28 protein-coding genes are annotated in these 25,241 nt (G+C 70.9%); 24 read left to right on the forward strand and 4 right to left on the reverse strand.

The features are described from left to right. Positions 1 to 292: 292 nt before the first annotated feature. From ACFYZ4_RS14500 to ACFYZ4_RS14540, 9 genes are all read left to right on the forward strand, one after another. A complete protein-coding gene (locus ACFYZ4_RS14500; RefSeq protein WP_384347733.1) occupies positions 293 to 568 on the forward strand; it encodes a hypothetical protein in 276 nt (91 codons plus the stop codon). 101 nt (positions 569 to 669) lie between these two features. Next, positions 670 to 1,323: an HAD family hydrolase gene (locus tag ACFYZ4_RS14505; RefSeq protein WP_351302593.1), complete on the forward strand. Its 654-nt coding sequence runs from the start codon at positions 670 to 672 to the stop codon at positions 1,321 to 1,323. Positions 1,324 to 1,366: 43 nt separating this feature from the next. Next, on the forward strand, positions 1,367 to 2,602 hold the full coding sequence (locus ACFYZ4_RS14510) for an MFS transporter (RefSeq protein WP_390784024.1): 1,236 nt from the start codon (positions 1,367 to 1,369) through the stop codon (positions 2,600 to 2,602). Further along, positions 2,574 to 3,722 (forward strand): acetoin utilization protein AcuC, encoded by a 1,149-nt coding sequence (locus ACFYZ4_RS14515; protein ID WP_351302596.1) that lies wholly within the window; start codon positions 2,574 to 2,576, stop codon positions 3,720 to 3,722. The genes ACFYZ4_RS14510 and ACFYZ4_RS14515 overlap by 29 nt, the downstream gene beginning before the upstream one ends. 95 nt (positions 3,723 to 3,817) lie before the next feature. Continuing rightward, positions 3,818 to 4,648, forward strand: a complete 831-nt coding sequence (locus tag ACFYZ4_RS14520; protein WP_351594147.1) for a phosphatase — start codon at positions 3,818 to 3,820, stop codon at positions 4,646 to 4,648. Positions 4,649 to 4,762: 114 nt separating this feature from the next. Then, entirely contained in the window at positions 4,763 to 4,972 is a 210-nt protein-coding gene (locus ACFYZ4_RS14525; protein WP_008738568.1) for a helix-turn-helix domain-containing protein, read from the forward strand. A 121-nt stretch (positions 4,973 to 5,093) separates the two neighbouring features. Further along, on the forward strand, positions 5,094 to 5,192 hold the full coding sequence (locus ACFYZ4_RS14530; protein WP_003948845.1) for a 30S ribosomal protein bS22: 99 nt from the start codon (positions 5,094 to 5,096) through the stop codon (positions 5,190 to 5,192). Between the two features lie 95 nt (positions 5,193 to 5,287). Beyond that, complete coding sequence (locus ACFYZ4_RS14535; RefSeq protein WP_351302584.1) at positions 5,288 to 6,364, forward strand: NAD-dependent epimerase/dehydratase family protein; 1,077 nt, start codon at positions 5,288 to 5,290, stop codon at positions 6,362 to 6,364. Beyond that, the gene (locus ACFYZ4_RS14540) at positions 6,364 to 7,350 is read left to right on the forward strand and encodes a lysophospholipid acyltransferase family protein (RefSeq protein WP_351594153.1); all 987 of its coding nucleotides are present in this window, start codon (positions 6,364 to 6,366) and stop codon (positions 7,348 to 7,350) included. Before ACFYZ4_RS14535 ends, ACFYZ4_RS14540 begins: the two co-directional genes overlap by 1 nt. A gap of 51 nt (positions 7,351 to 7,401) precedes the next feature. Here ACFYZ4_RS14540 and ACFYZ4_RS14545 read toward each other — a convergent pair whose 3' ends face one another. The 3 genes from ACFYZ4_RS14545 to ACFYZ4_RS14555 form a co-directional block, all read right to left on the reverse strand. Beyond that, positions 7,402 to 8,604: a DUF5667 domain-containing protein gene (locus ACFYZ4_RS14545; protein ID WP_390784025.1), complete on the reverse strand. Its 1,203-nt coding sequence runs from the start codon at positions 8,602 to 8,604 to the stop codon at positions 7,402 to 7,404. 235 nt (positions 8,605 to 8,839) lie between these two features. Beyond that, positions 8,840 to 9,655: an ECF subfamily RNA polymerase sigma factor, BldN family gene (locus ACFYZ4_RS14550; RefSeq protein ID WP_030721275.1), complete on the reverse strand. Its 816-nt coding sequence runs from the start codon at positions 9,653 to 9,655 to the stop codon at positions 8,840 to 8,842. 412 nt (positions 9,656 to 10,067) lie between these two features. Then, entirely contained in the window at positions 10,068 to 11,033 is a 966-nt protein-coding gene (locus ACFYZ4_RS14555; RefSeq protein ID WP_351302576.1) for an HAD-IB family hydrolase, read from the reverse strand. Between the two features lie 80 nt (positions 11,034 to 11,113). Between ACFYZ4_RS14555 and ACFYZ4_RS14560 the strand changes: the two genes are divergently transcribed. The 7 genes from ACFYZ4_RS14560 to hemB all read left to right on the forward strand — a co-directional run bounded on the left by ACFYZ4_RS14560 (position 11,114) and on the right by hemB (position 19,632). Continuing rightward, the gene (locus ACFYZ4_RS14560) at positions 11,114 to 11,392 is read left to right on the forward strand and encodes a glutaredoxin family protein (protein WP_351302573.1); all 279 of its coding nucleotides are present in this window, start codon (positions 11,114 to 11,116) and stop codon (positions 11,390 to 11,392) included. A 273-nt stretch (positions 11,393 to 11,665) separates the two neighbouring features. Continuing rightward, positions 11,666 to 12,475, forward strand: coding sequence for a redox-sensing transcriptional repressor Rex (locus tag ACFYZ4_RS14565; RefSeq protein WP_351302570.1), 810 nt, complete (start codon positions 11,666 to 11,668; stop codon positions 12,473 to 12,475). After that, positions 12,472 to 14,238 (forward strand): glutamyl-tRNA reductase, encoded by a 1,767-nt coding sequence (locus tag ACFYZ4_RS14570; protein ID WP_390784026.1) that lies wholly within the window; start codon positions 12,472 to 12,474, stop codon positions 14,236 to 14,238. The genes ACFYZ4_RS14565 and ACFYZ4_RS14570 overlap by 4 nt, the downstream gene beginning before the upstream one ends. Further along, positions 14,235 to 15,203: a hydroxymethylbilane synthase gene (gene hemC / locus ACFYZ4_RS14575; protein ID WP_390784027.1), complete on the forward strand. Its 969-nt coding sequence runs from the start codon at positions 14,235 to 14,237 to the stop codon at positions 15,201 to 15,203. Before ACFYZ4_RS14570 ends, hemC begins: the two co-directional genes overlap by 4 nt. After that, complete coding sequence (locus tag ACFYZ4_RS14580) at positions 15,200 to 16,867, forward strand: bifunctional uroporphyrinogen-III C-methyltransferase/uroporphyrinogen-III synthase (RefSeq protein WP_351297449.1); 1,668 nt, start codon at positions 15,200 to 15,202, stop codon at positions 16,865 to 16,867. Before hemC ends, ACFYZ4_RS14580 begins: the two co-directional genes overlap by 4 nt. Before the next feature lie 165 nt (positions 16,868 to 17,032). Continuing rightward, entirely contained in the window at positions 17,033 to 18,532 is a 1,500-nt protein-coding gene (gene proP, locus ACFYZ4_RS14585) for a glycine betaine/L-proline transporter ProP (protein WP_390784028.1), read from the forward strand. A gap of 101 nt (positions 18,533 to 18,633) precedes the next feature. Next, the gene (hemB, locus tag ACFYZ4_RS14590) at positions 18,634 to 19,632 is read left to right on the forward strand and encodes a porphobilinogen synthase (protein WP_351297455.1); all 999 of its coding nucleotides are present in this window, start codon (positions 18,634 to 18,636) and stop codon (positions 19,630 to 19,632) included. A 6-nt stretch (positions 19,633 to 19,638) separates the two neighbouring features. Here the strand turns inward: hemB and ACFYZ4_RS14595 are convergent, their stop codons facing one another. Further along, positions 19,639 to 19,983 (reverse strand): hypothetical protein, encoded by a 345-nt coding sequence (locus ACFYZ4_RS14595; protein WP_351297458.1) that lies wholly within the window; start codon positions 19,981 to 19,983, stop codon positions 19,639 to 19,641. Positions 19,984 to 20,113: 130 nt separating this feature from the next. On the opposite strand from ACFYZ4_RS14595, the gene ACFYZ4_RS14600 reads away from it, so the two are divergent. From ACFYZ4_RS14600 to ACFYZ4_RS14635, 8 genes are all read left to right on the forward strand, one after another. Further along, a complete protein-coding gene (locus ACFYZ4_RS14600) occupies positions 20,114 to 20,503 on the forward strand; it encodes a WXG100 family type VII secretion target (RefSeq protein WP_351297461.1) in 390 nt (129 codons plus the stop codon). A gap of 23 nt (positions 20,504 to 20,526) precedes the next feature. Beyond that, complete coding sequence (locus tag ACFYZ4_RS14605; protein ID WP_351297464.1) at positions 20,527 to 20,832, forward strand: WXG100 family type VII secretion target; 306 nt, start codon at positions 20,527 to 20,529, stop codon at positions 20,830 to 20,832. Continuing rightward, on the forward strand, positions 20,832 to 22,637 hold the full coding sequence (locus tag ACFYZ4_RS14610; protein WP_351297467.1) for an RNase A-like domain-containing protein: 1,806 nt from the start codon (positions 20,832 to 20,834) through the stop codon (positions 22,635 to 22,637). Before ACFYZ4_RS14605 ends, ACFYZ4_RS14610 begins: the two co-directional genes overlap by 1 nt. Positions 22,638 to 22,653: 16 nt before the next feature. Next, entirely contained in the window at positions 22,654 to 23,241 is a 588-nt protein-coding gene (locus tag ACFYZ4_RS14615; protein WP_351297470.1) for a hypothetical protein, read from the forward strand. Positions 23,242 to 23,261: 20 nt separating this feature from the next. Further along, on the forward strand, positions 23,262 to 23,837 hold the full coding sequence (locus tag ACFYZ4_RS14620) for a hypothetical protein (protein WP_390784029.1): 576 nt from the start codon (positions 23,262 to 23,264) through the stop codon (positions 23,835 to 23,837). A 12-nt stretch (positions 23,838 to 23,849) separates the two neighbouring features. Continuing rightward, the gene (locus ACFYZ4_RS14625; protein WP_266483190.1) at positions 23,850 to 24,149 is read left to right on the forward strand and encodes an RNase A-like domain-containing protein; all 300 of its coding nucleotides are present in this window, start codon (positions 23,850 to 23,852) and stop codon (positions 24,147 to 24,149) included. Between the two features lie 12 nt (positions 24,150 to 24,161). Beyond that, complete coding sequence (locus ACFYZ4_RS14630; protein WP_351297477.1) at positions 24,162 to 24,818, forward strand: contact-dependent growth inhibition system immunity protein; 657 nt, start codon at positions 24,162 to 24,164, stop codon at positions 24,816 to 24,818. A 99-nt stretch (positions 24,819 to 24,917) separates the two neighbouring features. Further along, entirely contained in the window at positions 24,918 to 25,190 is a 273-nt protein-coding gene (locus ACFYZ4_RS14635; protein ID WP_109778371.1) for a DUF1876 domain-containing protein, read from the forward strand. The last annotated feature ends 51 nt before the right edge of the window (positions 25,191 to 25,241 follow it).

Below are 25,241 nucleotides of genomic sequence, written 5' to 3' on the forward strand. Positions count from 1 at the left end.
GGGACCCTGTGGGAGAGTAGGACGCCGCCGAACAATCATTGTGGGGAAGCCCCGCACCAAGCCTTCGGGCCCGGTGCGGGGCTTTTCTGCGTTTACGGCCCGCCGTACGCGCCAAAAGCTTGGGGTATCCGTTGTGAGCAACAGCAGGCGAAGGCTTGGCCTGGCCGGCGCGGCCAGCGCGGGCACGTTTCTGTTGGCTGCGACAGCTTGCGGGGTTCTTGGGTCTTCTACGCCTCCCCATGTCACCGAGGACCGGCTGGTCGGCCGCTGGAGCGGCGATTGCGGAGCGGCCATGGAGGTGAGCGAGGACCACACCTTCAACGTCACCGGGTTTCCCGTCGACTTCCGGGGCGTGGGGACCAAGCCGGAGCTGGCCTCGGGGAGCGGGAAGTGGCGGCTGGCGCCTGCGATCAAGGGCGTTCGGTGGCAAGAGCTGTCCCTCCTCATGGAGGGAACCCACTTCGATCTTGCGGTGGGCGGGAACAGCGAAGAGGTTCTGCTCCTGTGGGAGGTCGGAGATCCTGACTACTCCTACAGGTGCGAGTTCGCCGCTGAACCACTCGACTAGTCGAGGAGCCCGGCGCCGGAGGCCGAGAATTCTCCGATGTTCAGCCGATCACCGGCATCAGGTTGCCGGGGAGGGGAGCTGACGGCTCGTAGGGTTGGGGTATGGGCTATGACCTCGTCATCTTCGACAACGACGGCGTGCTGGTGGACAGTGAGCCGCTCGCCAACAGCGTCCTCGCCGGGTATCTGACCGAGCTGGGGCACACGACCACGTACGAGGACTCGCTCCGCGACTACATGGGGGCGGCCGTGCACCGGGTGCACGACCTCGTCCAGGAGCGGACCGGGGAGCGGCTGCCCGCGGACTTCGACGCGACGCTGGCCGCCCGGACCATCGCCGCGTTCGAGCGGGAGCTGAAGCCGGTCGCCGGCATCGAGGACGTGCTCGGGGCGCTGACCGCGAGCGGCGTCGGGTACTGCCTCGCCTCCTCCGGGAGCCACGAGCGGATCAGGGCCGCGCACCTGGCGGCCGGCATCGACGGATGGTTCGAGGAGGAGTGGATCTTCAGCTCCGAGGACGTGGGCCACGGCAAGCCGGCACCCGACCTGTTCCTGCACGCGGCACGGCAGATGGGCGTCGAGCCCGCGCGGTGCGTCGTCATCGAGGACAGCCCCCGCGGGATCCAGGCCGCCGTCGCCGCCGGCATGGACGTGTACGCGTACACCGCGATGCTTCCCGCCGAACAGCTGCCCGGGGCCACCGGGTACTTCGGGGACATGATGCAGGTCCCGCTGATCCTGCAACTGCCTGTGTGATCGCTCTACCCACGGGTAGCCCCGGGGCCTACGCTGACCCGCCATGACGGATGATGTGCGGCTGCGGCGCGGCCGCGGCGCCCTGGGGTTCAGTTTCTTCGCGCAGGGCGTGGCCTTCGCGCTGCTCGTGACCCGGATCCCGGCCATCCAGGACCGGTACGGGATATCCGACGGGCTGCTGCCCGCCTTCCTCGCGGCCGTGCCGATCCTCGCCGGGGCGTCGAGCGTGGCCACCGAGCACCTGGTGAAGCGGGTGGCGCCCAGCGTCGTGCTGCGGTGGGCGCAGCCGCTCGTGCTGCTGTCCCTGCTGGGCGTCGGGACCGGCGGCCAGATGTGGCACGTGGCGGTGGCCCTGGGGGCGTTCGGGCTGTCGGTGGGTGCGCTGGACGCCTCGATGAACATGCTCGGGGTCAGCCTCCAGCGGGCGTACGGGCGGAGCATCATGCTCGGCTTCCACGCCGCGTACAGCCTCGGCGGGATCCTGGGCGCGTCGGCGGCGTGGGCCGGGGCGCACTGGCACCTGAGCCTGTTCACCGGCTATCTGCCGGCCGTGGTCGTGCTGGTGCCGCTCGTGGTGGTGCTGAGCCGGCGCTACGTGGACGGTGGGGGCCCGGCCGATGTGCAGGAGAAGGAGAAGGAGAAGGGGCTGGGCAGCGGCGGGTTCAAGCTGTTGCTGCCGCTGTGCCTGGTGATGGCGTGCGCGTACATCGGTGACTCGACGGTGGCGAACTGGAGTGCCAAGTACCTCCAGGACGTGCTGGGGAGCTCGGAGCAGATGGCGACCGTCCCCTACAACGTCTACATGGTGACCACGCTCATCGGGCGGGCCGTCGGGGACCTGGGCGTGCGCCGTTTCGGGGCCGCGGCCGTGGTGCGGGCCGGGACGCTGGTCGCCGCGGCGGGCTTCGCCGTCGTCGCGGCCGCGCCGGGCGCGTGGGTGGGGATGCTCGGTTTCACGCTGCTGGGGATCGGGCTGTGCGTGATCGTGCCGCAGACCTTCGCGGCGGCGGGGCGGTTGTTCCCGGGGGCGTCCGACACGGCGGTCGCGCGGCTCAACATCTTCAACTACGTCGGCTTCCTGATCGGGTCGCCGCTCGTCGGTGCGGTCGGCGACGCCTGGAGCTACCGGGGCGCGATGCTGGTGCCGATGGCGTTGGTGCTGGTGACCTTGCTCCAAGCCCGCTCGTTCGGCTCCGAGAAGGCCCGATACGGTGTCCGGCATGAGCGGCGAGCCGGTGACCGGGCTGTTGATGTGGGACGAGGCGGTAACGAGGTATGACTTCGGACCGAGCCATCCGATGGACCCGGTGCGCCTGGCGCTGACCATGGGCCTGGTGCGCGCCTTCGGGCTGGACCGGGCGATGGAGGTACGGGCGGCCCCCGCGGCCGGTGATTCGACGCTGCGGCTGGTCCACCGGGAGGACTACGTCGCCGCGGTGCGCGAGGTGTCTGCGGATCCGGGGATCGCCGACGGGTCGTACGGGCTGGGCACCGTCGACGATCCGGCCTTCCCCGGCATGCACGAGGCGTCGGCGCTGATCGCCGGGCAGTCCGTGGCGGGCGCGGAGGCGCTGTGGCACGGGGAGGCGGAGCACGCGGTGAACTTCGCGGGCGGGCTGCACCACGCCATGCCGGGCGGGGCGGCCGGTTTCTGCGTGTACAACGACGCGTCGCTGGCGATCGCGCGGCTGCTGGAGCTGGGGGCCGAGCGGGTCGCGTACGTGGATGTGGACGTCCATCACGGGGACGGCGTGCAGGCGGCCTTCTGGGACGACCCGCGGGTGCTGACGATCTCGATGCACGAGCACCCGCGGACGCTGTTCCCGCAGACCGGCTGGCCGGAGGAGACCGGGGGGCCGGCGGCCGAGGGGTCGGCGGTGAACATCGCGCTGCCCGCCGGGACGGGGGACGAGGGGTGGCTGCGGGCCTTCCACAGCGTGGTGCCGGAGCTGCTGGCGGACTTCCGGCCGCAGGTGCTGGTGACCCAGCACGGGGCCGATACGCACTTCGAGGACCCTCTCGCGCACCTGGCGGTCTCGCTGGACGCCCAGCGGGCCGTCCAGGAGTCCTGTCACCGGCTCGCGCACGAGTACGCGGACGGGCGGTGGCTGGCGCTGGGCGGCGGCGGGTACGCGGTGGTGGACGTCGTGCCGAGGTCGTGGACGCACCTGGTGGCGATCGCCGCGCATGCGCCGGTGGATCCGGCGTCGGCGGTCCCGACGGCGTGGCGGGACGAGGTGTACGCGCGGACGCGGCAGTTGGCGCCGGCCCGGATGACGGACGGGCGGACGCCTTCGTGGCGGGACTGGGACGCGGGTTACGACCCGGCGGACCGTACGGATCAGGCCGTTCTCGCGACGCGCCGGGCGGTCTTCCCGCTGCGCGGAATGCTGACCTGACCCCTCTTGATGACCTTGATGCATCGTTACGCCAACGGTGGGGCTGTTCGCCGGAATTGATGACCTGCCAGATGTGTTGGAGGCAGCATCGGAGGGTGTTGAGCACCGGCGCGCTGCGTGCGCATCTGCTGGCCGCCCGGTTGGCCGGGCCCGTCGCCACCTCCCGGGAGGAGAGCCTGCGCAGTTACCGGCTGTTCGCGGCGCGTGATCCGCGGGTGCTGCTGGGGCTGGATCCGGAGTGGGGCTGGGGCGAGGGTGACCTGCTGAGGCTGATGGCGGACAAGTGCGGTGTCTCGGCGGACCCCGCGCACGTCAGCGGGCCGGACGTGATCGATCCGGAGCGGACGGTGGCCGCGCTGGAGGCCTTCGCGGGGCGGCTGCGGGAGGCGGCGCGGGCGCGGTCGCCGGTGCTGTTCGGGACCGGTCATCCGCACCGGCTCCTGGGCTTCTACGCCGGTTTGGCCGAGGCGATGTCGGCGGCGGGATGTGTTGTCCTCACCCCGGCGCAGGGGGCGAGTGTCGACATGACGACCCGGTTCGGCGTACGCACGTACCGCATCGAATACGTACGGGGGGTCGCGCTGGTGCGGGAACCCGGCGCGCGGGTGCCGGGGAGTGCGACCGGCGTGCACACCCATTCACCCCTGCCGGTACGGATGGCTCTGGGGGCCCTCGCGGAGGCCGGCGGGCCGCTGCCGGAGCTGGTCGTGGGGGACCACGGGTGGGTCTGCGGCGCAGGTCAGCTCGGTGTGGAGGCGATCGGGCTGGCGGACACGGATGATCCCGCGCTGTTCGTCGGGGAGGCCGAGGGGCGGGTGTCGGTGGCCGTTCCACTTGATGACGCGGTGCGAGCGGACTACTACCGACCGCTTACGCGCTACGTTCTCGGCAGGGCGAGTCTGACGGCTCGGCAGGAGTGGCCGTAGCTCCTCTTCCCCACTCGTATCACGCGCCCCTACTCTGGGGAGTGAGCGTGCGACGACGAGGAGTAACCGGAGGGGAAGCCGGTGCCCGTCATGCGCGGAAGGTCAAGGTGTGTCATGGCTGCTGGCGAGAGGCCTCTCAGTGAGGTTCAGTTCCTGACCGTGGCGGAGGTTGCCTCGGTGATGCGAGTGTCGAAGATGACCGTGTACCGGCTGGTGCACAACGGTCATCTGCCCGCAATCCGGGTGGGCCGGTCCTTCCGGGTCCCCGAGAACGCGGTCCACGAGTACCTCCGAGAGTCCTATGTGGGGGTGGAGTCGGCCTGAGACTGACCCCGGCACGCCCTCGGATTACAAGCTCAGAGCTCGGGACGGTAGGCTAGGCCGACGTAGGTCGTGTGGGCCCCGACGCCCCGCACCGAATGAAGAGAAGTGAGCGAGGGTAGTCGTGGGCTCTGTTATCAAGAAGCGGCGCAAGCGGATGGCTAAGAAGAAGCACCGCAAGCTGCTCAAGCGCACCCGCGTCCAGCGCCGTAACAAGAAGTAAACGGCAGCTGTACGTGTTCTCCGCAGCCCCTCCACCATCCTGGTGGAGGGGCTGCGGTGCAGCCGGGGGACTTCTTCGAGGGAGGCGCTGAGCTCGTGGGGAAGGTCGTACTCGTCACCGGGGCAGCCCGGCAGCTGGGCGGCCGCTTCGTGCGCCGGATCCAGCGTGACCCGGACGTCGAGCGGGTGATCGCGGTGGACGCGGTGACACCGCCGCACCGGCTCGGTTCGGCGGAGTTCGTCCGTACGGACATCAGACAGTCGGCGATCGCCCGCGTGCTCGCCGAGCACGCCGTGGACACGGTGGTCCACCTGGCGGTCACCGGGAGCGCCGCGGGCGCCGGCGGCGCGCGCAGCGCCGTCAAGGAAACGAACGTCATCGGGACGATGCAGCTCCTCGGGGCCTGCCAGAAGTCGCCGACGGTACGACGGCTCGTGGTGAAGTCCAGTACCAGCGTGTACGGGGGCACTTCCAGGGACCCGGCCGTCTTCACCGAGACCACCGAACCGAAATCGCTGCCGGCGGGCGGCTTCGCCAAGGACGCCGCCGAGGTCGAGGGCTACGTACGCGGCTTCGCGCGCAGGCGGCCCGATGTCGCGGTGTGCGTCCTGCGGTTCGCGAACATCCTGGGGCCCTTCGCGGACTCGGCGCTCGCCGAGTACTTCTCGATCCCGGTGATGCCGACCGTGCTGGGCTACGACCCGCGGCTGCAGTTCGTGCACGAGGACGACGTCCTCGACGTGCTGCGGCTCGCCGCACAGGAGCCCCGGCGCGGAACGCTGAACAGCGGGACCTTCAACATCGCGGGTGACGGCGTACTGCTGCTGTCGCAGTGCTCGCGGCGGCTGGGGCGGCCCACGGTGCCGCTGCTGCTGCCCGCGCTGACGTGGGTGGGCTCCGCCCTGCGGGCGGTCGGGGTCACGGAGTTCTCGGCGGAGCAGATGAAGCTGCTCACGCACGGCCGGGTCGTGGAGACCTCGCAGATGCGGGAGGTCCTCGGCTTCGAGCCGCTCTACACGACGGCGGAGACCTTCTCGGACTTCGCGCGGAGCCGGGGGAGCGGGCTGCTGCCGCCGGAGCGGGTCGGGCGGGCCGTGGACCGGGTGGCGGCCATGCTGGGGGCAGACGGGCTCGATGTCGATGCCGACGCGGTTGAAGGAGCGAAGCGATAGTGGCGGACGCCAAGGTCATTCCGTTCGACGAGGACCGGCCGCGCCGGCGGATCCCCCGCCGGGTGCGGGCGTTGTCCGTTCCCGAGCCGGTGGAGCCGCCGCCGGCCCCCGAGCCGGCGCCGGAGCCGGCACCGTCGGGGTCCGGTGACGGCTGGGACCGGCGGATCGCGGGCGGGCTGGCGTTCCTGCGGCGGCGGATCACCGGGGACTACGAGGTCGACGAGTTCGGCTACGACAAGGAACTGACGGACCAGGTCCTGATGTCCCTGATGCGGCCGCTCTACGACAAGTACTTCCGCGTCGAGGTCAGGGGCATCGAGAACATCCCGGCGGAGGGCGGCGCGCTGATCGTGGCCAACCACTCCGGGACGCTCCCGCTGGACGGGCTGATGCTCCAGGTCGCCGTGCACGACCGCCACCCGGCACAGCGCCACCTGCGACTGCTGGCGGCGGACCTGGTGTTCATGCTGCCGGTGGTCAACGAGCTGGCCCGCAAGGCGGGGCACACCCTGGCGTGCGCGGAGGACGCGCAGCGGCTGCTGGAGGCCGGGGAACTCGTCGGTGTGATGCCGGAGGGCTTCAAGGGGATAGGGAAGCCGTTCGGGGACCGGTACAAGCTGCAGCGCTTCGGCCGGGGCGGGTTCGTGTCGACGGCGCTGCGGGCGGGGACGCCGATCGTGCCGTGCTCGATCGTGGGGGCGGAGGAGATCTACCCCATGGTCGGCAACGCGAAGACGCTGGCGCGGCTGCTGGGGGTCCCGTACTTCCCGATCACGCCGACGTTTCCGTGGCTGGGGCCGTTGGGGGCGGTGCCGTTGCCGACGAAGTGGACGATCCAGTTCGGCGAGCCGATTCCCACGGCGGGGTACGCGGCCGAGGCGGCGGAGGATCCGATGCTGATGTTCAACCTGACGGATCAGGTGCGGGAGCAGATTCAGCACACGCTGTACAAGCTGCTCGTGCAGCGGCGGTCCGTGTTCTTCTGACCCGCCGCGGGAGGACAAGGGCGGGGCTGCGCAAGCAGCCCCGCCCTTGCTCTACTCCGCGTCCTCCGCGCCCAGGCCCAGGCCCGGGAGGATGCCCGGGAGGAGGGGCGGGAGGGTGATGTCCGGGCGGGCTTGCTCCGGGGTGCCCGAGGGGGGCGGGGCCGACTCTCCCGCGGGCGGGTTGAGCAGGTCGCCCGTACCGCCCAGGAGGCCGCCGGCCGGTGGCCGGGTGCTGCCCGAGGGGGACGGCGCGGGGCTGCCGGAGGGCGTGCTCGCGGCCGGGGCGGACTGGTGCGCTCCGCTGGGGGTGCCCGGCTTGCCGGAGGTGCTGCCGGGCGTGCCGGTGCCGCGGGTCTGCTCCGGCGGTTTGGGGAGCAGGCTCTGGAGCGGCGCCACGTCTTCGTCTATGGCCTGGAAGACCGACTCCACCTCACCGCCCACGTCCGTGAGCTGCGCCGGGAGCCGTTCGCGGAGCTTGCCCCACGCGTCGCGGTGGGAGCGGGAGAACGACGACAGCTTCTGGATCGGGCCGAGCGAGCCGTCCCGTTCGTATGCCGCCTGGAGGAGCCGGTGGCCCTCCTCCGCGTCGTGCTTCACGCCCGCCAGGGCCCGGCGGATCGCGCCCAGGGACTCGTGGTCCAGGTCGCCCAGCCGGCCCCGTTCCATCAGCCTGCGGGCTTCCGACAGACGGTTCGAGGCCTGGTCGAGATAGAGCTCGCCCCGGTCCGAGTCGTCGTCGGCCATCCCCAGCTTCAGGTCCTCCATGCCCCGCTTCACGGGGTAGAGGTGGTCACCGGGCAGGGCGTCGGAACTGGCAGCGGCCACTCCGCTGAAGGCCCCCGCGGCCACACCCACGGTGAGGCCTCCCGCCGCGATGCCCTTGGACCAGCGGGAGCGGGGCCGCAATTTCCGGAGCGGGGTCGCCCGGTGGGCGCCACGGCCGGTCCGCTGCTCGGGCACCTGAGGGTCCGAGGCGGTACCGCCCCCGGCCCTCTCTTCCAACACCATGGCCTCCATGGCGGCAACGAGCTGGGCTCGCTGCACCACTTTGACCTTGGGGTCCAGCACCGGGCGCGGCATTCTTTCGCCGAGCACGCTCGCCAGGGCCAACAACCGGTCGTGGTCGGCAGGTTCGGCAGGTGCCTCGGACTGCTCGGCCGCCGGGTCCGGTTCCGAAAGGTCGGACAGGGTCCGATCCTCCAGGGCCTGGGCGAAGGCGTTCGCCCGCCGGTGCGGAGTCACGTTCGCGATCACTGGCGGCACCTCCTCTCGTCATGACGATCGACTCCCCAAGGTGTCCGGAAGGTTGCCTGCCTTGAGCACATCCACACTTTCGAGTGAGCGGCTTCGGGCAGGGCGTGTCCACAGGGAGTCTGCATTCCGCACAACGAGCGTCGCGGCACTTGGGTTACGGACGAAGGATGATCGGACCACAGCGTCATCGAGGGGTCACCGGATGTATGTGAGGTTGTGTTGATTTATGAGGGGGTCAGCGGGCGTCGTCCGGGAGGAGGCGGGCCAGCGTGCGGACCGCCCGGTACTGGAGCGTCTTGATCGCTCCTTCGTTCTTTCCCATGACCCGGGCCGTCTCGGCGACCGAGAGGCCCTGCAGGAAGCGCAGGGTCACGCACTCCTGCTGCTGCGGATTGAGCTTCCGTACGGCCTCCAGCAGGGCCGCGTTGGAGAGGGACTCCAGGACGGAGTCCTCGGGGCTGCGCTCGACCTCGTTGGCGTCGAGCATCTCGCCGGTGGTGACCTCCAGCCGGAAGCGGCTGGACTTGAAGTGGTCCGCCACCAGGTTCCGGGCGATCGTCACGAGCCAGGCGCCGAAGTCGCGGCCCTGCCAGGTGAAGGTGGAGATCCGGCGCAGCGCGCGCAGGAAGGTCTCGCTGGTGAGGTCCTCCGCGGTCGCCTTCCCTCCGACCCGGTAGTAGATGTAGCGGTAGACCGTGTCGCTGTACTGGTCGTAGAGGCGGCCGAAGGCGTCGGCCTCGCCCGCCTGGGCGCGTTCGACCAGGTCCATCATGCGGGCCTGGTCGCTGTCCGCCGTGGGGCGGCGGGGGGTGGCCTGGGTGCTCGTGCCGGCTGCGCCGTTCGAGCCCCCGGCCGCGCGGCCTCGTCTGCCCACCGTCGCTCCGCCGTCGGTCAGGGCATAGCAAGGACCGGCCGGGCCGATACCGGCGGGGACCGCTGCGGCGAAGGCGGGGACGGCGTACGCGGTGGGGACGAAGCCGCGCAGGTGGTCGAGGACCGTTGCGCGCAGCTGAGCCAGGCCCGAGGCGTCAACCCCGACAGGTGGGTACACGGGACTCCCAGAGGCAGAGCTTCCATCACGTGCAGTGCGGAACCGTTCACCCGTCGTGGCGACAGATGGCCGGTGGCATGCGTTTGAGGAGAATAACGCTTCGTACAGGCGGCGCTACACCTAGTTGCTCAAATCACCGGTTCCGACACTTCTGTTGCGTGTCGAGGGCATATTCAGTCGCCGTTGGTGATCGATTCTTGATCACTTGGGCGCGCGGAATGGACGCTTCCAAGGGGGCTCACGACCGAGTCGGGCAGGCCGGAGTGCCGGGTCCCGTCCGGGGGTAGGGCTGGGGGAATGCCCGGTCGGCCGGGGTCGGAGCGGGGGAGGCGCCGAGGCGGCGCGGGCCGTGGTGCCGGTGCGGGCCCTGGACCGGTGCGGGTTCCGGCCCGGGCGGCGGGCCGGGGCTCCGCTACTTGCGGCGGCGGTGCAGGGCGATGGCGGCGGCCGCGCCGCCCGCGATCGCGCCGACGCCGGCGGCTGCCGGGACGCCGACCTTCACGGCCTTGCGGCCGGTCCGATAGTCGCGCAGCCGCCAGTCGTTGGTCCGGGCATGCTTGCGCAGTTTTGTGTCCGGATTGATCGCGTACGGATGTCCGACCAGCGACAGCATCGGGATGTCGTTGTGCGAATCGCTGTACGCGGCGCAGCGCGCGAGGTCCAGGCCCTCGGCGGCGGCCAGGGCGCGGACCGCCTCGGCCTTGGCGGGGCCGTGCAGCGGCTCGCCGACCAGGCGGCCGGTGTAGATGCCGTCGACGGACTCGGCGACGGTGCCCAGGGCGCCGGTCAGGCCCAGCCTGCGGGCGATGATCGTGGCCGTCTCCACCGGGGCGGCGGTGACCAGCCACACCTTCTGGCCGGCGTCGAGGTGGGCCTGGGCCAGGGCGCGGGTGCCCGGCCAGATCCGCTCGGCCATGTACTCGTCGTAGATCTCCTCGCCGATGGCCATCAGCTCGGAGACCTTGTGGCCCTTGACGATGGACAGGGCGCTGTCGCGGGCGTCCTGCATGTGCTCGGGGTCCTCGACCCCGGCGAGCCGGAACCAGGCCTGCTGCCAGGCGAAGCGGGCGAGTTCGCGGCGCTGGAAGAACTCGCGCTTGTAGAGGCCGCGGCCGAAGTGGAAGATCGCGGCGCCCTGCATGACGGTGTTGTCGAGGTCGAAGAAGGCGGCGGCGAGGTCGTCGCCCGCGACCGGGAACTCGGGCTCGGCCGGCGGCTCTTCCAGGGGCGCCTCGACCGCCGGCGCCTCGATCCCGGCCTCGGCTCCGGCCTCGGCCAGCGCGGTCTTGCGGGCGGCCTCCGCCGAGGCCTCGCCTGCCAGCACGCTCCGGGCGGTTGCGGAGCGTCTACGAGGGGTGAGCCATCCGAGAGCGGCCATGCGGCGAGCATAGCCACTGTGTTCGGTACTTCCCGAACCGATGGGAAACGGAGGCGTTAACACTTCGGGAGAATGAAGCCATGAGCCCTTTGTTGCGCCGTAAGGAAAAGAAGCGTCCCGGCGAGCGGATGGTGACGCTGATCGGGAAGCCCGGGTGTCACCTGTGCGACGAAGCCGAGGAGGTGGTCGCCAAGGTCTGCGCCGAGACCGGGGCGCAGTGGGAGAAGAAGGACATCTCGCAGGACGAGGAGTTGTACCGGCTGCACTGGGAGCAGATCCCGGTGGTGCTCGTCGACGGCGAGCAGCACACCTTCTGGAGGGTGAACCCGGACCGGCTCCGGCGGGCGTTGGAGGCCTGACCCCTTTCCCGGTTACCATCATGGGCGATTTATGGGGTCTCGGGGGCGTATCTGTGAGGAGTGTGCACGGTTTTGCCCCCTTTGGGATTTGAACGGGTTCGGCGTGCCGCCGGTTCCGGGTTTACGTGGCGAGGTCGCGTGACCCCGGTCACTTTGCGCGGACAAAGCGGACACAATCTTTGTGCACGCGTTCACAAAGGCATAGCCTGCTGTCGACGGGGCGGTCTTGGGACAAGTGACCGCCTGCAGCCCCGCTCATCCCGCAGGAGCATCGTGGCAACTGGCCGAACTCACCGACCGGCGACCCGCAGCCGAGGTATTCCCGAGGCCACTGTCGCCCGGCTTCCGCTGTACCTGCGTGCCCTCACCGCGCTCTCCGAGCGATCGGTGCCCACGGTGTCCTCCGAGGAGCTCGCAGCCGCCGCCGGAGTCAACTCCGCGAAGCTGCGCAAGGACTTCTCGTACCTCGGTTCCTACGGGACCCGCGGCGTCGGCTACGACGTCGAGTACCTCGTCTACCAGATCTCCCGCGAGCTCGGCCTGACCCAGGACTGGCCGGTCGTCATCGTCGGCATCGGCAACCTCGGCGCCGCGCTCGCCAACTACGGCGGCTTCTCCGCGCGCGGCTTCCGTGTCGCGGCCCTCATCGACGCTGACCCGGCGATGGCCGGAAAGCCGGTCGCGGGCATGTCCGTGCAGCACACCGATGATCTGGAGAAGATCATCTCGGAGAACGGCGTCTCGATCGGTGTCATCGCGACGCCGGCCGGTGCGGCCCAGCAGGTCAGCGAGCGGCTGATCGCGGCCGGAGTCACCTCCATCCTGAACTTCGCGCCGACCGTGCTGTCCGTGCCCGAGGGCGTGGACGTGCGCAAGGTCGACCTCTCCATCGAGCTCCAGATCCTGGCCTTCCACGAGCAGCGCAAGGCCGGCGAGGAAGCGGCCGCCGCCGCTGCCGCCGGCGGCTCCTCCGTGGGCGGCGCCGCCCCCGCCGCGGCCGTCGTGCCGCCGGCCGGGCGCGCGGCCGCCGAGGCACGCAAGGGCAACCCCGACGGTGACCACCCGGCGGTGATGCCGGCATGAGTCTGCTCGTCGTAGGGCTGAGCCACCGCAGCGCACCCGTGAGCGTCCTGGAGCGGGCCTCGCTGTCCGCGGACGCCAAGATCAAGCTGCTGCACGACACCCTCGCCGCGGAACCCGCGGCGGAGGCGGCGGTGCTCGCCACGTGCAACCGGATCGAGCTGTACGCCGACGTGGACAAGTTCCACGCGGGTGTGGCCGAGCTGTCCACGCTGCTGGCCCAGCACAGCGGGGTGGCGCTCGAAGAGCTCACTCCCTACCTGTACGTGCACTACGAGGACCGGGCGGTGCACCACCTGTTCTCGGTGGCGTGCGGTCTGGACTCGATGGTCGTGGGCGAGGGGCAGATCCTCGGCCAGATCAAGGACGCGCTGGCGCTGGGGCAGGAGCTGCACACCGCCGGCCGGCTGATCAACGATCTGTTCCAGCAGGCGCTGCGGGTCGGCAAGCGGGCGCACTCGGAGACCGGGATCGACCGCGCGGGCCAGTCGCTGGTGACGTTCGGGCTGGAGCAGCTGGCCGTGCGGGTGCCGGTCGCGGAGTGGGCCGCTGGGAAGCGGGCCCTGGTGATCGGGGCCGGGTCGATGTCCTCGCTGGCCGCCGCGACCCTTGCGCGGGTCGGCGTCGCCGAGATCGTGGTGGCGAACCGGACCGCGGAGCGGGCGGAGCGGCTTGCGGAGATTCTGGTTGCCTCAGGCACGGGTGTGCGGGCTTCGGCCGTGCCGATGGCTGAGGTCGCGGATGAGCTGACGCGAGTCGACGTGGTCGTGTCCTGTACCGGGGCGACTGGGCTCGTCCTGAGCGCCGATGACGTGCTGGACGCCGTGTCCTGGGGCTCCGCCCCAGACCCCGCGCCTCAAACGCCGGCGGGGCTGAAAGAGCGGGGCTCCGCCCCGGACCCCGCGCCTCAAACTCCCCCAGCTACCGCTGGGAGGGGCCCCCAGGCGGGGCTGGAGTTGGCCGGGCTGGATGTGTCGGCGGGGCTGGAAACGGCGGATGCGGCCGTCATTGCGCGGCTTGTTGCTGCTGCGCAGGACGGCGGGCGGTTGGCTGATGCCGGGGCGGCTCGGACGATCAGTGCTCCCGTCGAGGGCGACGGGTGTCCCGTCGGGCCCGATGGGCGGGCCGCGCTGACCGGGGTCGACGCGAGCTCCCTCGAACTGCACGGGACCTGGGCCGACCAGGGTGAGGCCGCCGCGCAGCGGCAGCCCCGCAAGGGCGCCCGCAGCCAGGTCGACGTGGCGCCCGTACGGCTGGCCCTGCTGGACCTGGCCATGCCGCGCGACATCGACGCCGCCGTGCACCGGATCCCCGGGGTGCGGCTCGTCGACATCGAAAGCCTGGCCGAGGCCTCGGCCGACGCCCCGATGGCGGCCGACGTCGACGCCGTGCGCGGCATAGTCGCCGAGGAAGTGGCCGCCTTCGGGGCCGCACAGCGGGCCGCGCACATCACGCCCACCGTCGTGGCCCTGCGCGCGATGGCGGCCGAGGTCGTGGCCATGGAAGTGGCGCGGCTCGACGGGCGGGTGCCCGACCTCGACGAACGGCAGCGGGCAGAGGTCACCCAGACCGTGCGCCGCGTCGTCGACAAGCTCCTCCACGCGCCGACCGTGCGCGTCAAGCAGCTCGCCAGCGAGCCCGGCGGCGCCGGGTACGCGGAGGCGCTGCGCGAACTCTTCGACCTCGACCCTCAGACGGTTGCTTCCGTCAGCCGGGCGGACGCGGCCGATCCGATGAACGACGACGACCCAGGACGGGCATCATGAACACACGTCCCGACCAGCCGCTGCGGCTCGGTACGCGGCGGAGCAAGCTGGCCATGTCCCAGTCGGGGCACGTCGCCGACGCCGTACGGGCGATCACCGGCCGGGCCGTCGAGCTCGTGGAGATCACGACCTACGGCGACGTCTCGCGCGAGCACCTGGCGCAGATCGGCGGGACGGGCGTGTTCGTCACCGCCCTGCGCGACGCGCTGCTGCGGGGCGAGGTCGACTTCGCCGTGCACTCGCTGAAGGACCTGCCGACCGCGCAGCCCGACGACCTCGTGATCGCGGCCATGCCGCTGCGCGAGGACGCCCGGGACGCGCTCGTCGCGCGGGACGGCCTGACCTTCGAGCAGCTGCCCGACGGTGCCCGCATCGGCACCGGGTCGCCGCGGCGCACCGCCCAGCTCAACCACCTGGCACTGTCGCTCGGCAAGCGGATCGAGACGGTGCCCATCCGCGGCAACGTCGACACCCGGATCGGCTTCGTCCGCGACGGCGAGCTCGATGCCGTCGTGCTCGCGGCCGCCGGCCTCAACCGGATCGGTCGCGGTGACGAGGCGACCGACCTGCTCTCCGTCGACAGCGTTCTGCCGGCCCCCGGCCAGGGCGCCCTCGCCGTGGAGTGCCTCGCGTCCGACACGGACCTCATCGCCGCGCTCGGCGAACTCGACGACCCGCACACCCGGGCCGCCGTGACCGCCGAGCGTTCTCTGCTCGCCGCCCTGGAGGCCGGCTGCAGCGCACCCGTGGGCGCGTTCGCCGATCTTCTGGCCGACGGCCAGGTTGTCAATGAAATGCGCCTGCGCGGCGTCGTCGGAACCCTCGACGGCTCGACGCTGGTGCAGCTGTCCACCACCGGTCCCGTGCCCCAGTCGTACGACGAGGCCATAGCGCTCGGCCGCGAACTCGCGGACGAGATGCTGGCCAAGGGCGCGGCCGGTCTGATGGGGGAGCGATCGCTTTGAACCCCTCAATTCCGACCACCTCCGCCTATCCGGCCGTCGCCGCCCACGGACGCGTCACCTTCCTCGGTGCCGGCCCCGGCGACCCGGGTCTGCTGACGCTGCGCGCCGTCGAGGCGCTCGCCGCCGCGGACGTACTGATCGCGGAGCCCGAGGTGCTCGAGGTCGTACGGACGCATGCGCGCGCGAATGTCGACACGCCGCAGCTGACGATCGCTGACGAAGTGTCAGCAGCCGCCGGGGTCCCGGTGATCCGGGATGCGGCCAATCTTGTCATGGAGGCCGCACGCTCCGGCAGGCGGGTCGTACGTGCCGTCACGGGCGACCCCGGGCTCGACGGCAACGCGGCCGAGGAGATGCTCGTCTGCGCCACCGCAGGCATCCCCTTCGAGGTGGTGCCCGGAGTCGCGACCGCGGTCGGCGTGCCCGCGTACGCCGGTGTCCCGCTGCGCGACAAGCAGGGCGCGGACGTCCGCTTCGTCGACGCGAAGACGGCCTCGGCGCGCTGCTGGAGCGAGGTCGGCGCGAGCGACGGGATCCTCGTCGTCTCCGCGACGCTGGAGACCGTCTCGGCGGCCGCCGCCGAGCTGGTGAGCGCCGGGCGCAAGCCCGACACCCCGCTGACGGTGACCGTCGCCGGCACCACCACGCGGCAGCGGACCTGGTGCGCGACGCTGGGCACCATCGCCCAGGTGTTCAAGCAGGGCAAGGTGCTCCCGTCCCCCGAGGGCGCCCGGCCCGTCATAGCCGTGGTCGGTGAGCACAGCGCCGCCGCGCGGCGCGAGGAGCTGGCCTGGTTCGAGTCGAAGCCGCTGTTCGGCTGGCGGGTCCTCGTACCGCGCACCAAGGAGCAGGCCGCCTCGCTCTCCGACCAACTGCGTTCGTACGGCGCGGTGCCCCACGAGGTGCCGACCATCGCCGTGGAGCCGCCGCGCACCCCGCAGCAGATGGAGCGGGCGGTGAAGGGCCTGGTGACGGGCCGCTACGAGTGGATCGCTTTCACGAGCGTGAACGCCGTGAAGGCGGTGCGGGAGAAGTTCGAGGAGTACGGGCTCGACGCGCGCGCCTTCGCGGGCATCAAGGTCGCCGCGGTGGGCGAGCAGACCGCGGCCGCGCTGGTGGAGTTCGGCGTGAAGCCGGACCTGGTGCCGAGCGGTGAGCAGTCCGCGGCCGGACTGCTGGAGGACTGGCCGCCGTACGACCCGGTCTTCGACCCGATCGACCGCGTGTTCCTGCCGCGGGCCGACATCGCGACCGAGACGCTGGTCGCCGGGCTGATCGAGCTCGGGTGGGAGGTCGACGACGTCACGGCCTACCGGACCGTGCGGGCGTCGCCGCCGCCGGCGGACACGCGCGAGGCGATCAAGGGCGGCGGGTTCGACGCCGTGCTCTTCACGTCGAGCTCCACGGTGCGGAACCTGGTGGGCATCGCCGGGAAGCCGCACAACGTGACCGTCATCGCGTGTATCGGGCCGGCGACGGCCAAGACCGCCGAGGAGCACGGGCTGCGCGTGGACGTGCTGTCCCCGGAGCCGTCGGTGTCGAAGCTGGCGGAGGCGCTGGCCGAGTACGGTGCGGCGCGCCGCGAGGCGGCCAAGGAGGCCGGCGAGACGGTGTTCCGGCCGAGCGAGCGACGGCCGGGAGCACGGCGGCGTCGTACGACGTGAGCGGCTTAGGCCGGCTGGCGCGGGAAGTGATCAGGGCCCGGGTGCGGTGCGCACCCGGGCCCTTCGCCGTGTGATCCACGTCGCACCGGTCCCTTCGGCCCGTTTGGGAGCGCCGTGACCGCGCAGACGGGAGGGCTGGAACACCCACCGAGGAAAGGACCGGCCATGGCGGCCCCCCGACCCCCGCAGGTGGCCGATCCGGAAGCGGTGAAGCGCCATCCCGTACTCTTCCGAGCCGTCCGTCAGCGGCTGAACCCCAGACTCCGCCGGACCGACATCACCGTCACGGACGACCTGGCCGTCAAGCGCGCCGTGAAGGCGGCCTCGCTCGGCAACGCCATGGAGTGGTTCGACTTCGGCATCTACTCCTACCTGGCCGTCACCCTGGGGCGGGTCTTCTTCCCGTCGGGGAGCGACACCACGCAGCTGTTGTCCTCCTTCGCGACGTTCGCCGTGGCCTTCCTGGTGCGGCCGCTGGGCGGGATGTTCTTCGGCCCGATGGGCGACCGCATCGGGCGCAAGAAGGTCCTGGCCCTCACCATGATCATGATGGCGGTGGGCACCTTCGCCATCGGCCTGATCCCCTCGCACGAGGCGATCGGGCTGTGGGCGCCCGCCCTGCTGATCCTCTTCCGGATGCTCCAGGGCTTCTCGACGGGCGGGGAGTACGGCGGCGCCTCCACCTTCATCGCCGAGTACGCGCCCGACAAGCGCCGCGGCTTCTTCGGCAGCTTCCTGGAATTCGGCACCCTGGCCGGCTACGTCGGAGCGGCCGGTCTGGTGACCGCCCTGTACGCGCTGCTCGACGACGCGGCGATGGACTCCTGGGGCTGGCGCGTGCCGTTCCTCGTCGCGGGGCCGCTCGGACTGGTCGGCCTCTACCTGCGGATGCGCCTGGACGAGACCCCGGCCTTCCAGAGGCTGGACGGGGGCACGGGCGCGCGGGCCACCGAGGCCGCCGACGCGGTGGAGACGACCACCAAGGGCGACCTGGCGAAGATCTTCCGCGAGTACTGGCCGACGCTGATCCTGTGCGTCTGCCTGGTCGGCGCGTACAACATCACCGACTACATGCTGCTGTCGTACATGCCGACCTACCTCTCGGACGAGCTGGGCTACAGCGAGACGCACGGCCTGCTGATCCTGCTCGGCGTGATGGTCTGCCTGATGCTCGTCATCAGCCGGGTCGGCACCCTCTCCGACCGCTACGGCCGCAAGCCGCTGCTGATGGCCGGCATGACGGGCTTCCTCCTGCTCTCCCTTCCGGCGTTCCTGCTGATCCGCCAGGGCGGCGTGCCCGCGGTCACCGCCGGCATGCTGATGCTGGGCCTCTCGCTGGTCTGCATGCTCGGCACCATGTCCGCCGCGCTGCCGGCCCTCTTCCCGACCCAGGTCCGCTACGGCTCCCTGTCGGTCGGCTACAACCTGTCGGCGTCCCTCTTCGGCGGGACGACGCCGCTGGTGATCACCGCCCTGATCGGCTGGACCGGCTCGAACCTGATGCCCGCGTTCTACGCGATGGGGGCGGCCCTGGTCGGCATCATCGCGGTGGCGTGCATGAAGGAGACCGCGCAGAAGCCGCTCGACGGGTCCCCGCCGTCGGTGGAGACCGAGGAGGAGGCCGCCGAACTGTGCGCCGCCCAGACCCCGGACCCGAAGTTCTGACCGCAGCCGCCGGGCCCGGACGACGGGCGGAGTCCGGGCACGGGGGAGCCGGGCCTACCCTTGTCCGGACTGCTGTCGATGCTCGAAGAGGCGACTGGAACATGAGCACGTACGGATCCTTCCCCGGCTCGCGGCCCCGCCGGCTGCGCACCACCCCGGCGATGCGGCGGATGGTCGCGGAGAACCGGCTGCACCCCTCGGACCTGATCCTCCCCGCGTTCGTACGGGAGGGCATCAGCGAGCCCCTGGCGATCTCGGCGATGCCCGGCGTCGTCCAGCACACGCGGGACACGCTGCGGAAGGCCGCCGTGGAGGCGGTCGGGGCGGGGGTCGCGGGGATCATGCTGTTCGGTGTCCCGGCCGACGAGAACAAGGACGCGCGGGGCACGGCGGGCACCGAGCCGGACGGGATCCTGCAGGTCGCGATCCGCGATGTGAAGGCCGAGGTCGGGGACGACCTGGTGATCATGTCGGACCTGTGCCTGGACGAGTACACCGACCACGGGCACTGCGGCGTGCTGGACGAGCACGGGCGGGTGGACAACGACGCGACGCTGGAGCGGTACGCCGAGATGGCGCAGGTCCAGGCCGACGCGGGCGTGCACGTGGTGGGCCCGAGCGGGATGATGGACGGTCAGGTCGGTGTCATCCGTGACGCGCTGGACGAGACCGGGCACGAGGACGTGTCGATCCTGGCGTACACGGCGAAGTACTCCTCCGCCTTCTACGGTCCCTTCCGGGAGGCCGTCGCCTCCTCGCTCCAGGGCGACCGCAAGACGTACCAGCAGGACCCGGCCAACGCCCGGGAGTCCCTGCGGGAGCTGGCCCTCGACCTGGAGGAGGGCGCGGACATGGTCATGGTCAAGCCGGCCGGCCCCTACCTCGACATCCTGTACCGGGTCGCGCAGGCGGTGGACGTCCCGGTGGCGGCGTACCAGATCAGCGGCGAGTTCGCGATGATCGAGGCGGCCGCGGAGAAGGGCTGGATCGAGCGGGACCGGGCGATCCTGGAGACCCTGCTGGGCATCAAGCGGGCGGGCGCCGACACGATCCTGACCTACTGGGCGACCGAGGTCGCCGGCTGGCTGCGCAACGCCTGATCCGTTCTACGGCCAGTCGACGAGGCCGTTGAAGACGATGAAGTCGAAGACGACGGCCGCCGGGGCGACGACGGCCAGCCACACCCTGGCGGCGGCGTGCCGCCGCTGCCAGGGCAGCGCCCACGCGGCGACCAACACGGCCAGGACCACCAGCAGTCCGAAGCCGAAGGTGCCGAAGGCGGTGCCGTACGAGGCGTCGAACCGGTCGCTCGCCGCTTCACCGCAGGAGTCGCAGGCCATCGGGGACAGCCCGACGAAGAAGAACGCGACGGCCGCGAGCGGCAGCGTGAGCAGGGTGGAGACGAGCGGCGCGACGAACGCACGGGGGTGGCGGGCGGTGTCCGGGGTCATGGATCCAGTGAACTCCCTGCGAAGAACTGGAACATGAGTGCGCATACTCAGGTGACCCCGGTGTCCCACCTGCGAAACTCTTAGGCGTACGTACGTATGCACGTACGTATGGACGGAAGACGGGGTGGACATGACGGACGGCGATCTGAGCGTCTCGGAGGACGGCCTCACCAAGCTCGCGGACGACCTCGATGCGATGCAGGGTCATCTGGAGCGCCAGATCCGGAACATGGACCGGGTGGTCGACAGCATCGCGGCGGGCTGGCAGGGGCCCACGGCCACGGCCTACCGCGCCCTGCACCGGGGGGCCGCCGAGGACGCCGTGCGGATCCGGCAGGTGCTCTCCCTCCTCGAAGCGGCCACCAGAGCCTCCCGTGACGGCTTCACGGCCCAGGAGCTTGAGGTCCTGGCCGCGTTCAGACGCGTCCAGAGCCAGGAGGACGTGTCCGCTTCCGCCGCGGAGCTGACCGTGCCGGACCAGCCGGCCGCCGCCCCGCACAGCCGTCTGCAGGACATCTGAGAGCAGCGAGGAACAGCACCGCCATGTCGGACGACGACCGGATCACTGTCGATTTCGCCACCCTGCAGCGCCTGTCGGGGGATCTGGAGGAGATCCTCAAGGACCTCAACGAGAAGCTGGAGCTGCTGTACGAGCGCTCCAAGAAGGCCGTTCTGAGCTGGGACGGCGAGGCCCGGCAGGCCTTCATCGACGAGCTGGACAAATGGGACCGCTCGGCCCAGGACCTCAAGGCCGCGCAGGCCTGGCTGCACGAGGTCGTGGTCAAGGGGCATCTCAATTACGCCGCGGCGAACAAGTCCGTGCTGCAGGGCTGGGGAGGCGGCGCCTGATGGCCGGACCCACCCCGGGCCCCCCGTCGAGCCCCGGCCCGGCGCAGCCGCCCGCCGGAGGCGGCACCATCGACGTCAAGCCGTCGAGCCTGTGGACCGTCTCCGGACGGGTCGCCGGTCAGCAGGATCCCATGATGCGCGGTGGGAACACGCTTGTGCGGGAGTTGCAGAAGCACCCGGACGCCGGTGGGGCGGGCACCGAGGCCGAGAAGTTCGCGGTGGCCTACAAGAAGATAGGCAACCGCTGGCTGGAAGTGTTGGGCAAGAGCGTGGTGAGCATCGGGGGTGTCGCGGTCGGCTTCACGGAGACCGCCAACGCCTACACCAAGGCCGATGCGGCGGCCCACCCCAAGCCCGGACAGGCCCCGGAGCAGCGCCCGCTCCCCACGGTCATCGACAAGGATCCCAAGTTCGGCAGCGTCCCCGACATCAAGTGGGGTGACGACGACGGCGGCGACGACCTGATCCGCGGCGCGATGGAGGGCATACCGGAGATCATCCGGGACGTCCTGCAGCCCGTCGCGAAGCACGTCTTCCGTGTCGGCAAGGTGGCGGACGTCCATCCCTTCCCGGAGCAGCACTACCTCAACTCGCACTGCCACAGCTGGATGAACGCCTCGGTCGTCCCGAGCAACACGGCCGCCGAGCTGACGATGATCATCGGCACCATCACCAACCACCAGAAAGCGGACTGGGAGGCCGCCATGCGCACGTTCTGCAGTGCGCTGTGGGGCGGTACGGATTGGGGCCAGACCCGGCACGGCCTCCAGTGGGCGCACACCACGGGTCCGTACGGAGCGACGGTGGCCACGGGCAGCGAGCCGGTGATGACCGTGCTCAACGACGTGGCGATCAAGATCAGCGACTGTCTGCGCGAGTATGCGGAAGCCGCCGTCGAGCTGAACCACGATGTCTTCGAAGAGCTCAAGCGGGCCATGAAGAAGGCCGCCATGAGCATCATCGAGGACTTGGAGAAGGCCAAGGACAAGCCCAGCGTCAAGAGCATCGTCGGCGCGGTCACCAGTGTGGCCAGTGGGGTCGGCGGGGCCGCCGGACTCCTGCTGAAGTTCGATGTCAACACGGTCCTGAAGCTGGACAAGGCCAAGCTCAACCGGATCGTGGACAAGTACACCGGCATCGTGGACGGCCTCACCACGCGCATGAACGCGCTTGAGGCCGTCCTGGACGAAGCGCACCTGAGCGCCCCGAAGTTCGAGGCCGGCGTCGCCCGCGCCCACGGCTTCGGCGCCCGGTCGCTGGAGGACTTCAAGGACACCTCGCAGACCTGGCTGAAGATCGACTCAGTCACCGGCAAGTACGTGCTGGACCTTGCGGCCAACGAGTACATGAACGACGGCCACACACTGGACAAGCACGTCGGCAAGACGGACCAGCAGTTGATGCAGCGTCTGCGCGACCAGGTGCAGGGCAACTCGACCCAGACCTGGCCGTTCGGCAAGCCGAAGACGAAGGCTTCCTCGGCCTTCCCGGACTACCAGCGGGCGCAGGAACTCACCCAGCACAACCTCAACGAGAACGCCGCGGCGATCGACGCCTGGATCAAGGGCCCACCGCCGCCGGACGAAGGTGCCGTGAAGGACTTCAAGGGGACGGCGCCCAACGGCGGGGTCAGCGGGCGCAGCGTGAGCAGAGCGCCGGCGGACCTCCAAGAGCCGCTGTCCGGATGGCAGAACGGCGGCATCAGGGCCAAGGCGCATGATGTGAAGGGCATCGACACGAGGATCAAGTACGACAGCAACCGCAATCCTCCCTTCACCGTCATGACATCCATGCCCAGCGACTGAGAAAGGCCCTTCGGAAATGTCCACTGACCAGACGTCCTGGGAAGCGGCGGTACGGCACCTCTACGAGGACGCGTTCACGTTCAGCGCCACCGGTCCGCGCAGGCACGAGGACTGGCGGACCGATGTGCTCGCCGTCATGGAACGCGCCGTCCCCGACCCGCGCGGCTGGGCCGGGCTCGACGACACCGCGAACGAGCGCACCACGGAACACCCCGCCGTCCCGTTCTACCGCCCGTCCTTCAGGGACGAACCGGCCCGCCCGCTCACCCCGGCCGACATCGGGGAACGGATGCACGAGATCGACCGTGCGAGTGCCGAGAACCTCCTCCTCGCGCTCACCGACGGCGGCTGCACCCTGCGGAACCTCGAAAGGTTCACCGAGAGCTTCGACGAGCTGCAGAACATGGCCCGCACCATCCTCGCCCGCTACGGGGACACGTTCACCTGCTACACCAACGTCACCGTCGGCGCGCGCAAGGACGACACGCTGGACTTTGGAGCGTCCCACTGGGGCTACACCCCGATGACCTACTACCTGGAGGACGCCGGCCTGGTCATCGTCTCCGACACCGAGGTCGGGCTGTTCTGGACATTCGATTGCTGAGCCCGGAGAGAAGGGACTCCATGCCGAGCCGATCCGTCGATGCCGCCACCTGGGAAGCCGCGCTGCTGCGGCTCCTGGAGGACGTCTTCACCTTCGCCAGGAGCGGTCCCCGGCTGCACGAGGACTGGGCCGAGGACGTCCGCGCCGTCATGGAGCGGTCGGTCGCCGACCCGCGGGGCTGGTCCGCCCAGGATTCGGAGACGTTCAAGGAGGGATGGGAGGCCGGGTTCCCCTCCTACCCCTTCCGTGCGATGACCGCCGAGGACCTGCGGGCCGGGCTGCGGCCGGTCACGGCCGGCGCCGCCGTCGGGCTGCTCGCCTCGCTGGCGCAGGAGTGGTTCTTCGAGGGCTTCCCGGTCCGGTCCCGGGAGGACAGGGACGCCGTGCTCGCGGACGCCCGGACCGTGCTGGACCGGTTCGGCCCCGATGCGGCGTTCTGGACCTCCTCCGACCTCGCCCGCGGCTCCGACGCGCCCGATTTCCTGGCGCGGGACCTCGAAGGCGGCCACCCCTTCACCGACTACATGATGGACCTCGGCCTGATCGCGGTGTCGGCGGACGAGGTCGGCGTCTTCTGGTCGTTCAACGCGAATTGAGACAATGATCCGATGCTGACCCGATCCGCCACCTACCCCGACCGGGAGACCGCCCAGTGGGCCACCCAGCAGGTGGTGACCGCCAACGAGCAGGTCATCCACCGCTGGCTCGCCCAGGGGACGCGGGCCCGCCTCACCCTTGAGGCCGCCTGGCCGTCCCGGGAGGAGCCCGTCGGCCGGGTGCAGCTGGAGGCCATGCTGCTCGCCGGCCAGGGCCCCGTCGACGTCCGCGCCGCCCGCGTCGTCCTGCGCCGCGAGCCCGCCAGCCCGTACGGATTCGTCGTCCTGACGACCGTCCCGTTCTACCCGTAGAGGCAGCCGACCGTGTCCATGAAGCCCCTCGAACACGACCGGCGCTACGGCGAGCTCGACCAGGTGCTGCGCGCCTACCTCGGCCAGTCCGCCGACGACACGGCGGAGCAGCGCAGCCGCGCGCTGGACGCCTACCTGCGCCACACCTGGCACACCCGCCCCTGGGCCATCGCGGAGGCGGAGCGCCAGCTGCGCGAGTACGGCCGCAATCCTCCGGGGCGCCTGCGGATCGACCTCGGCGAGTTCTACGCCGTCCCCGACGTCGGGATCCCGCAGTCCGCGATCGGCAACTGGCTGTTCGTGCTCGCCGACCACCTCAAGCAGAGCATCGAGGACGGCGAGGTGCCGCCGCCGGCGAACCCGCAGACCCACTGGGAGTGGCACGCACGGTTCCCGGAGACGGCGCAGCTGCTGGGCGGCTGGTTCTCGCAGGACATCGTCGACGAGTTCCCCGACCACGAGGCGGCGGTCGCGGACTACGCCGCCACCACCGACCCGCAGATCGTCGCCCGCCTCGTCGGTGAGCTCCACGAGCTGATCGCGCTCCCGCTGGACGAGGGCGACTACGCCCTGGCCGCCGCCGAGCTCGGCATGGAGGTCAACCCGCCCGAGCCGTTCTCGTACGGGGCGTGGTTCCGGACGGTGGCGGCGACCCTGACCGAGGCCTGACCGCCGGCTGACGGCCGGGAGCCCCCCGGCTCCGGCTCGCGCCGCCCCTCCCGCGGGCGCACCCTGGAGGGAAGGGTGACCCCCTGGAGGTGATGCACCATGGCCACGCTCGTCGGGTGGCATGTGGAGCTCGAATTCACCGAGGAGGGCCACCGCACCAGTGCGGCGGCCCTGGTCAGACTCGGGGACGGCTCCGAGATCAAGGCGCGGGGCTACGCCCTGCGTCACCCCTCCGACCCGGAGCAGCTGAGGGTCGGGGAAGAGATCGCGGGTGCTCGCGCGCTCATGGATCTCGCGTCGCAGATGCTGCAGAAGGCCCACGCCGAGATCGACGAGGCGACGGGCCGGCATTCCTACCCGCTCAATCGCTGAGCGGGTACGCGCCGTCGGCGTGCCGAGGGGCTCCTCCCGGTGAGGAGCCCC

The organism is Streptomyces sp. NPDC001513 (genome assembly GCF_042894695.1).
Lineage (GTDB): Bacteria > Actinomycetota > Actinomycetes > Streptomycetales > Streptomycetaceae > Streptomyces.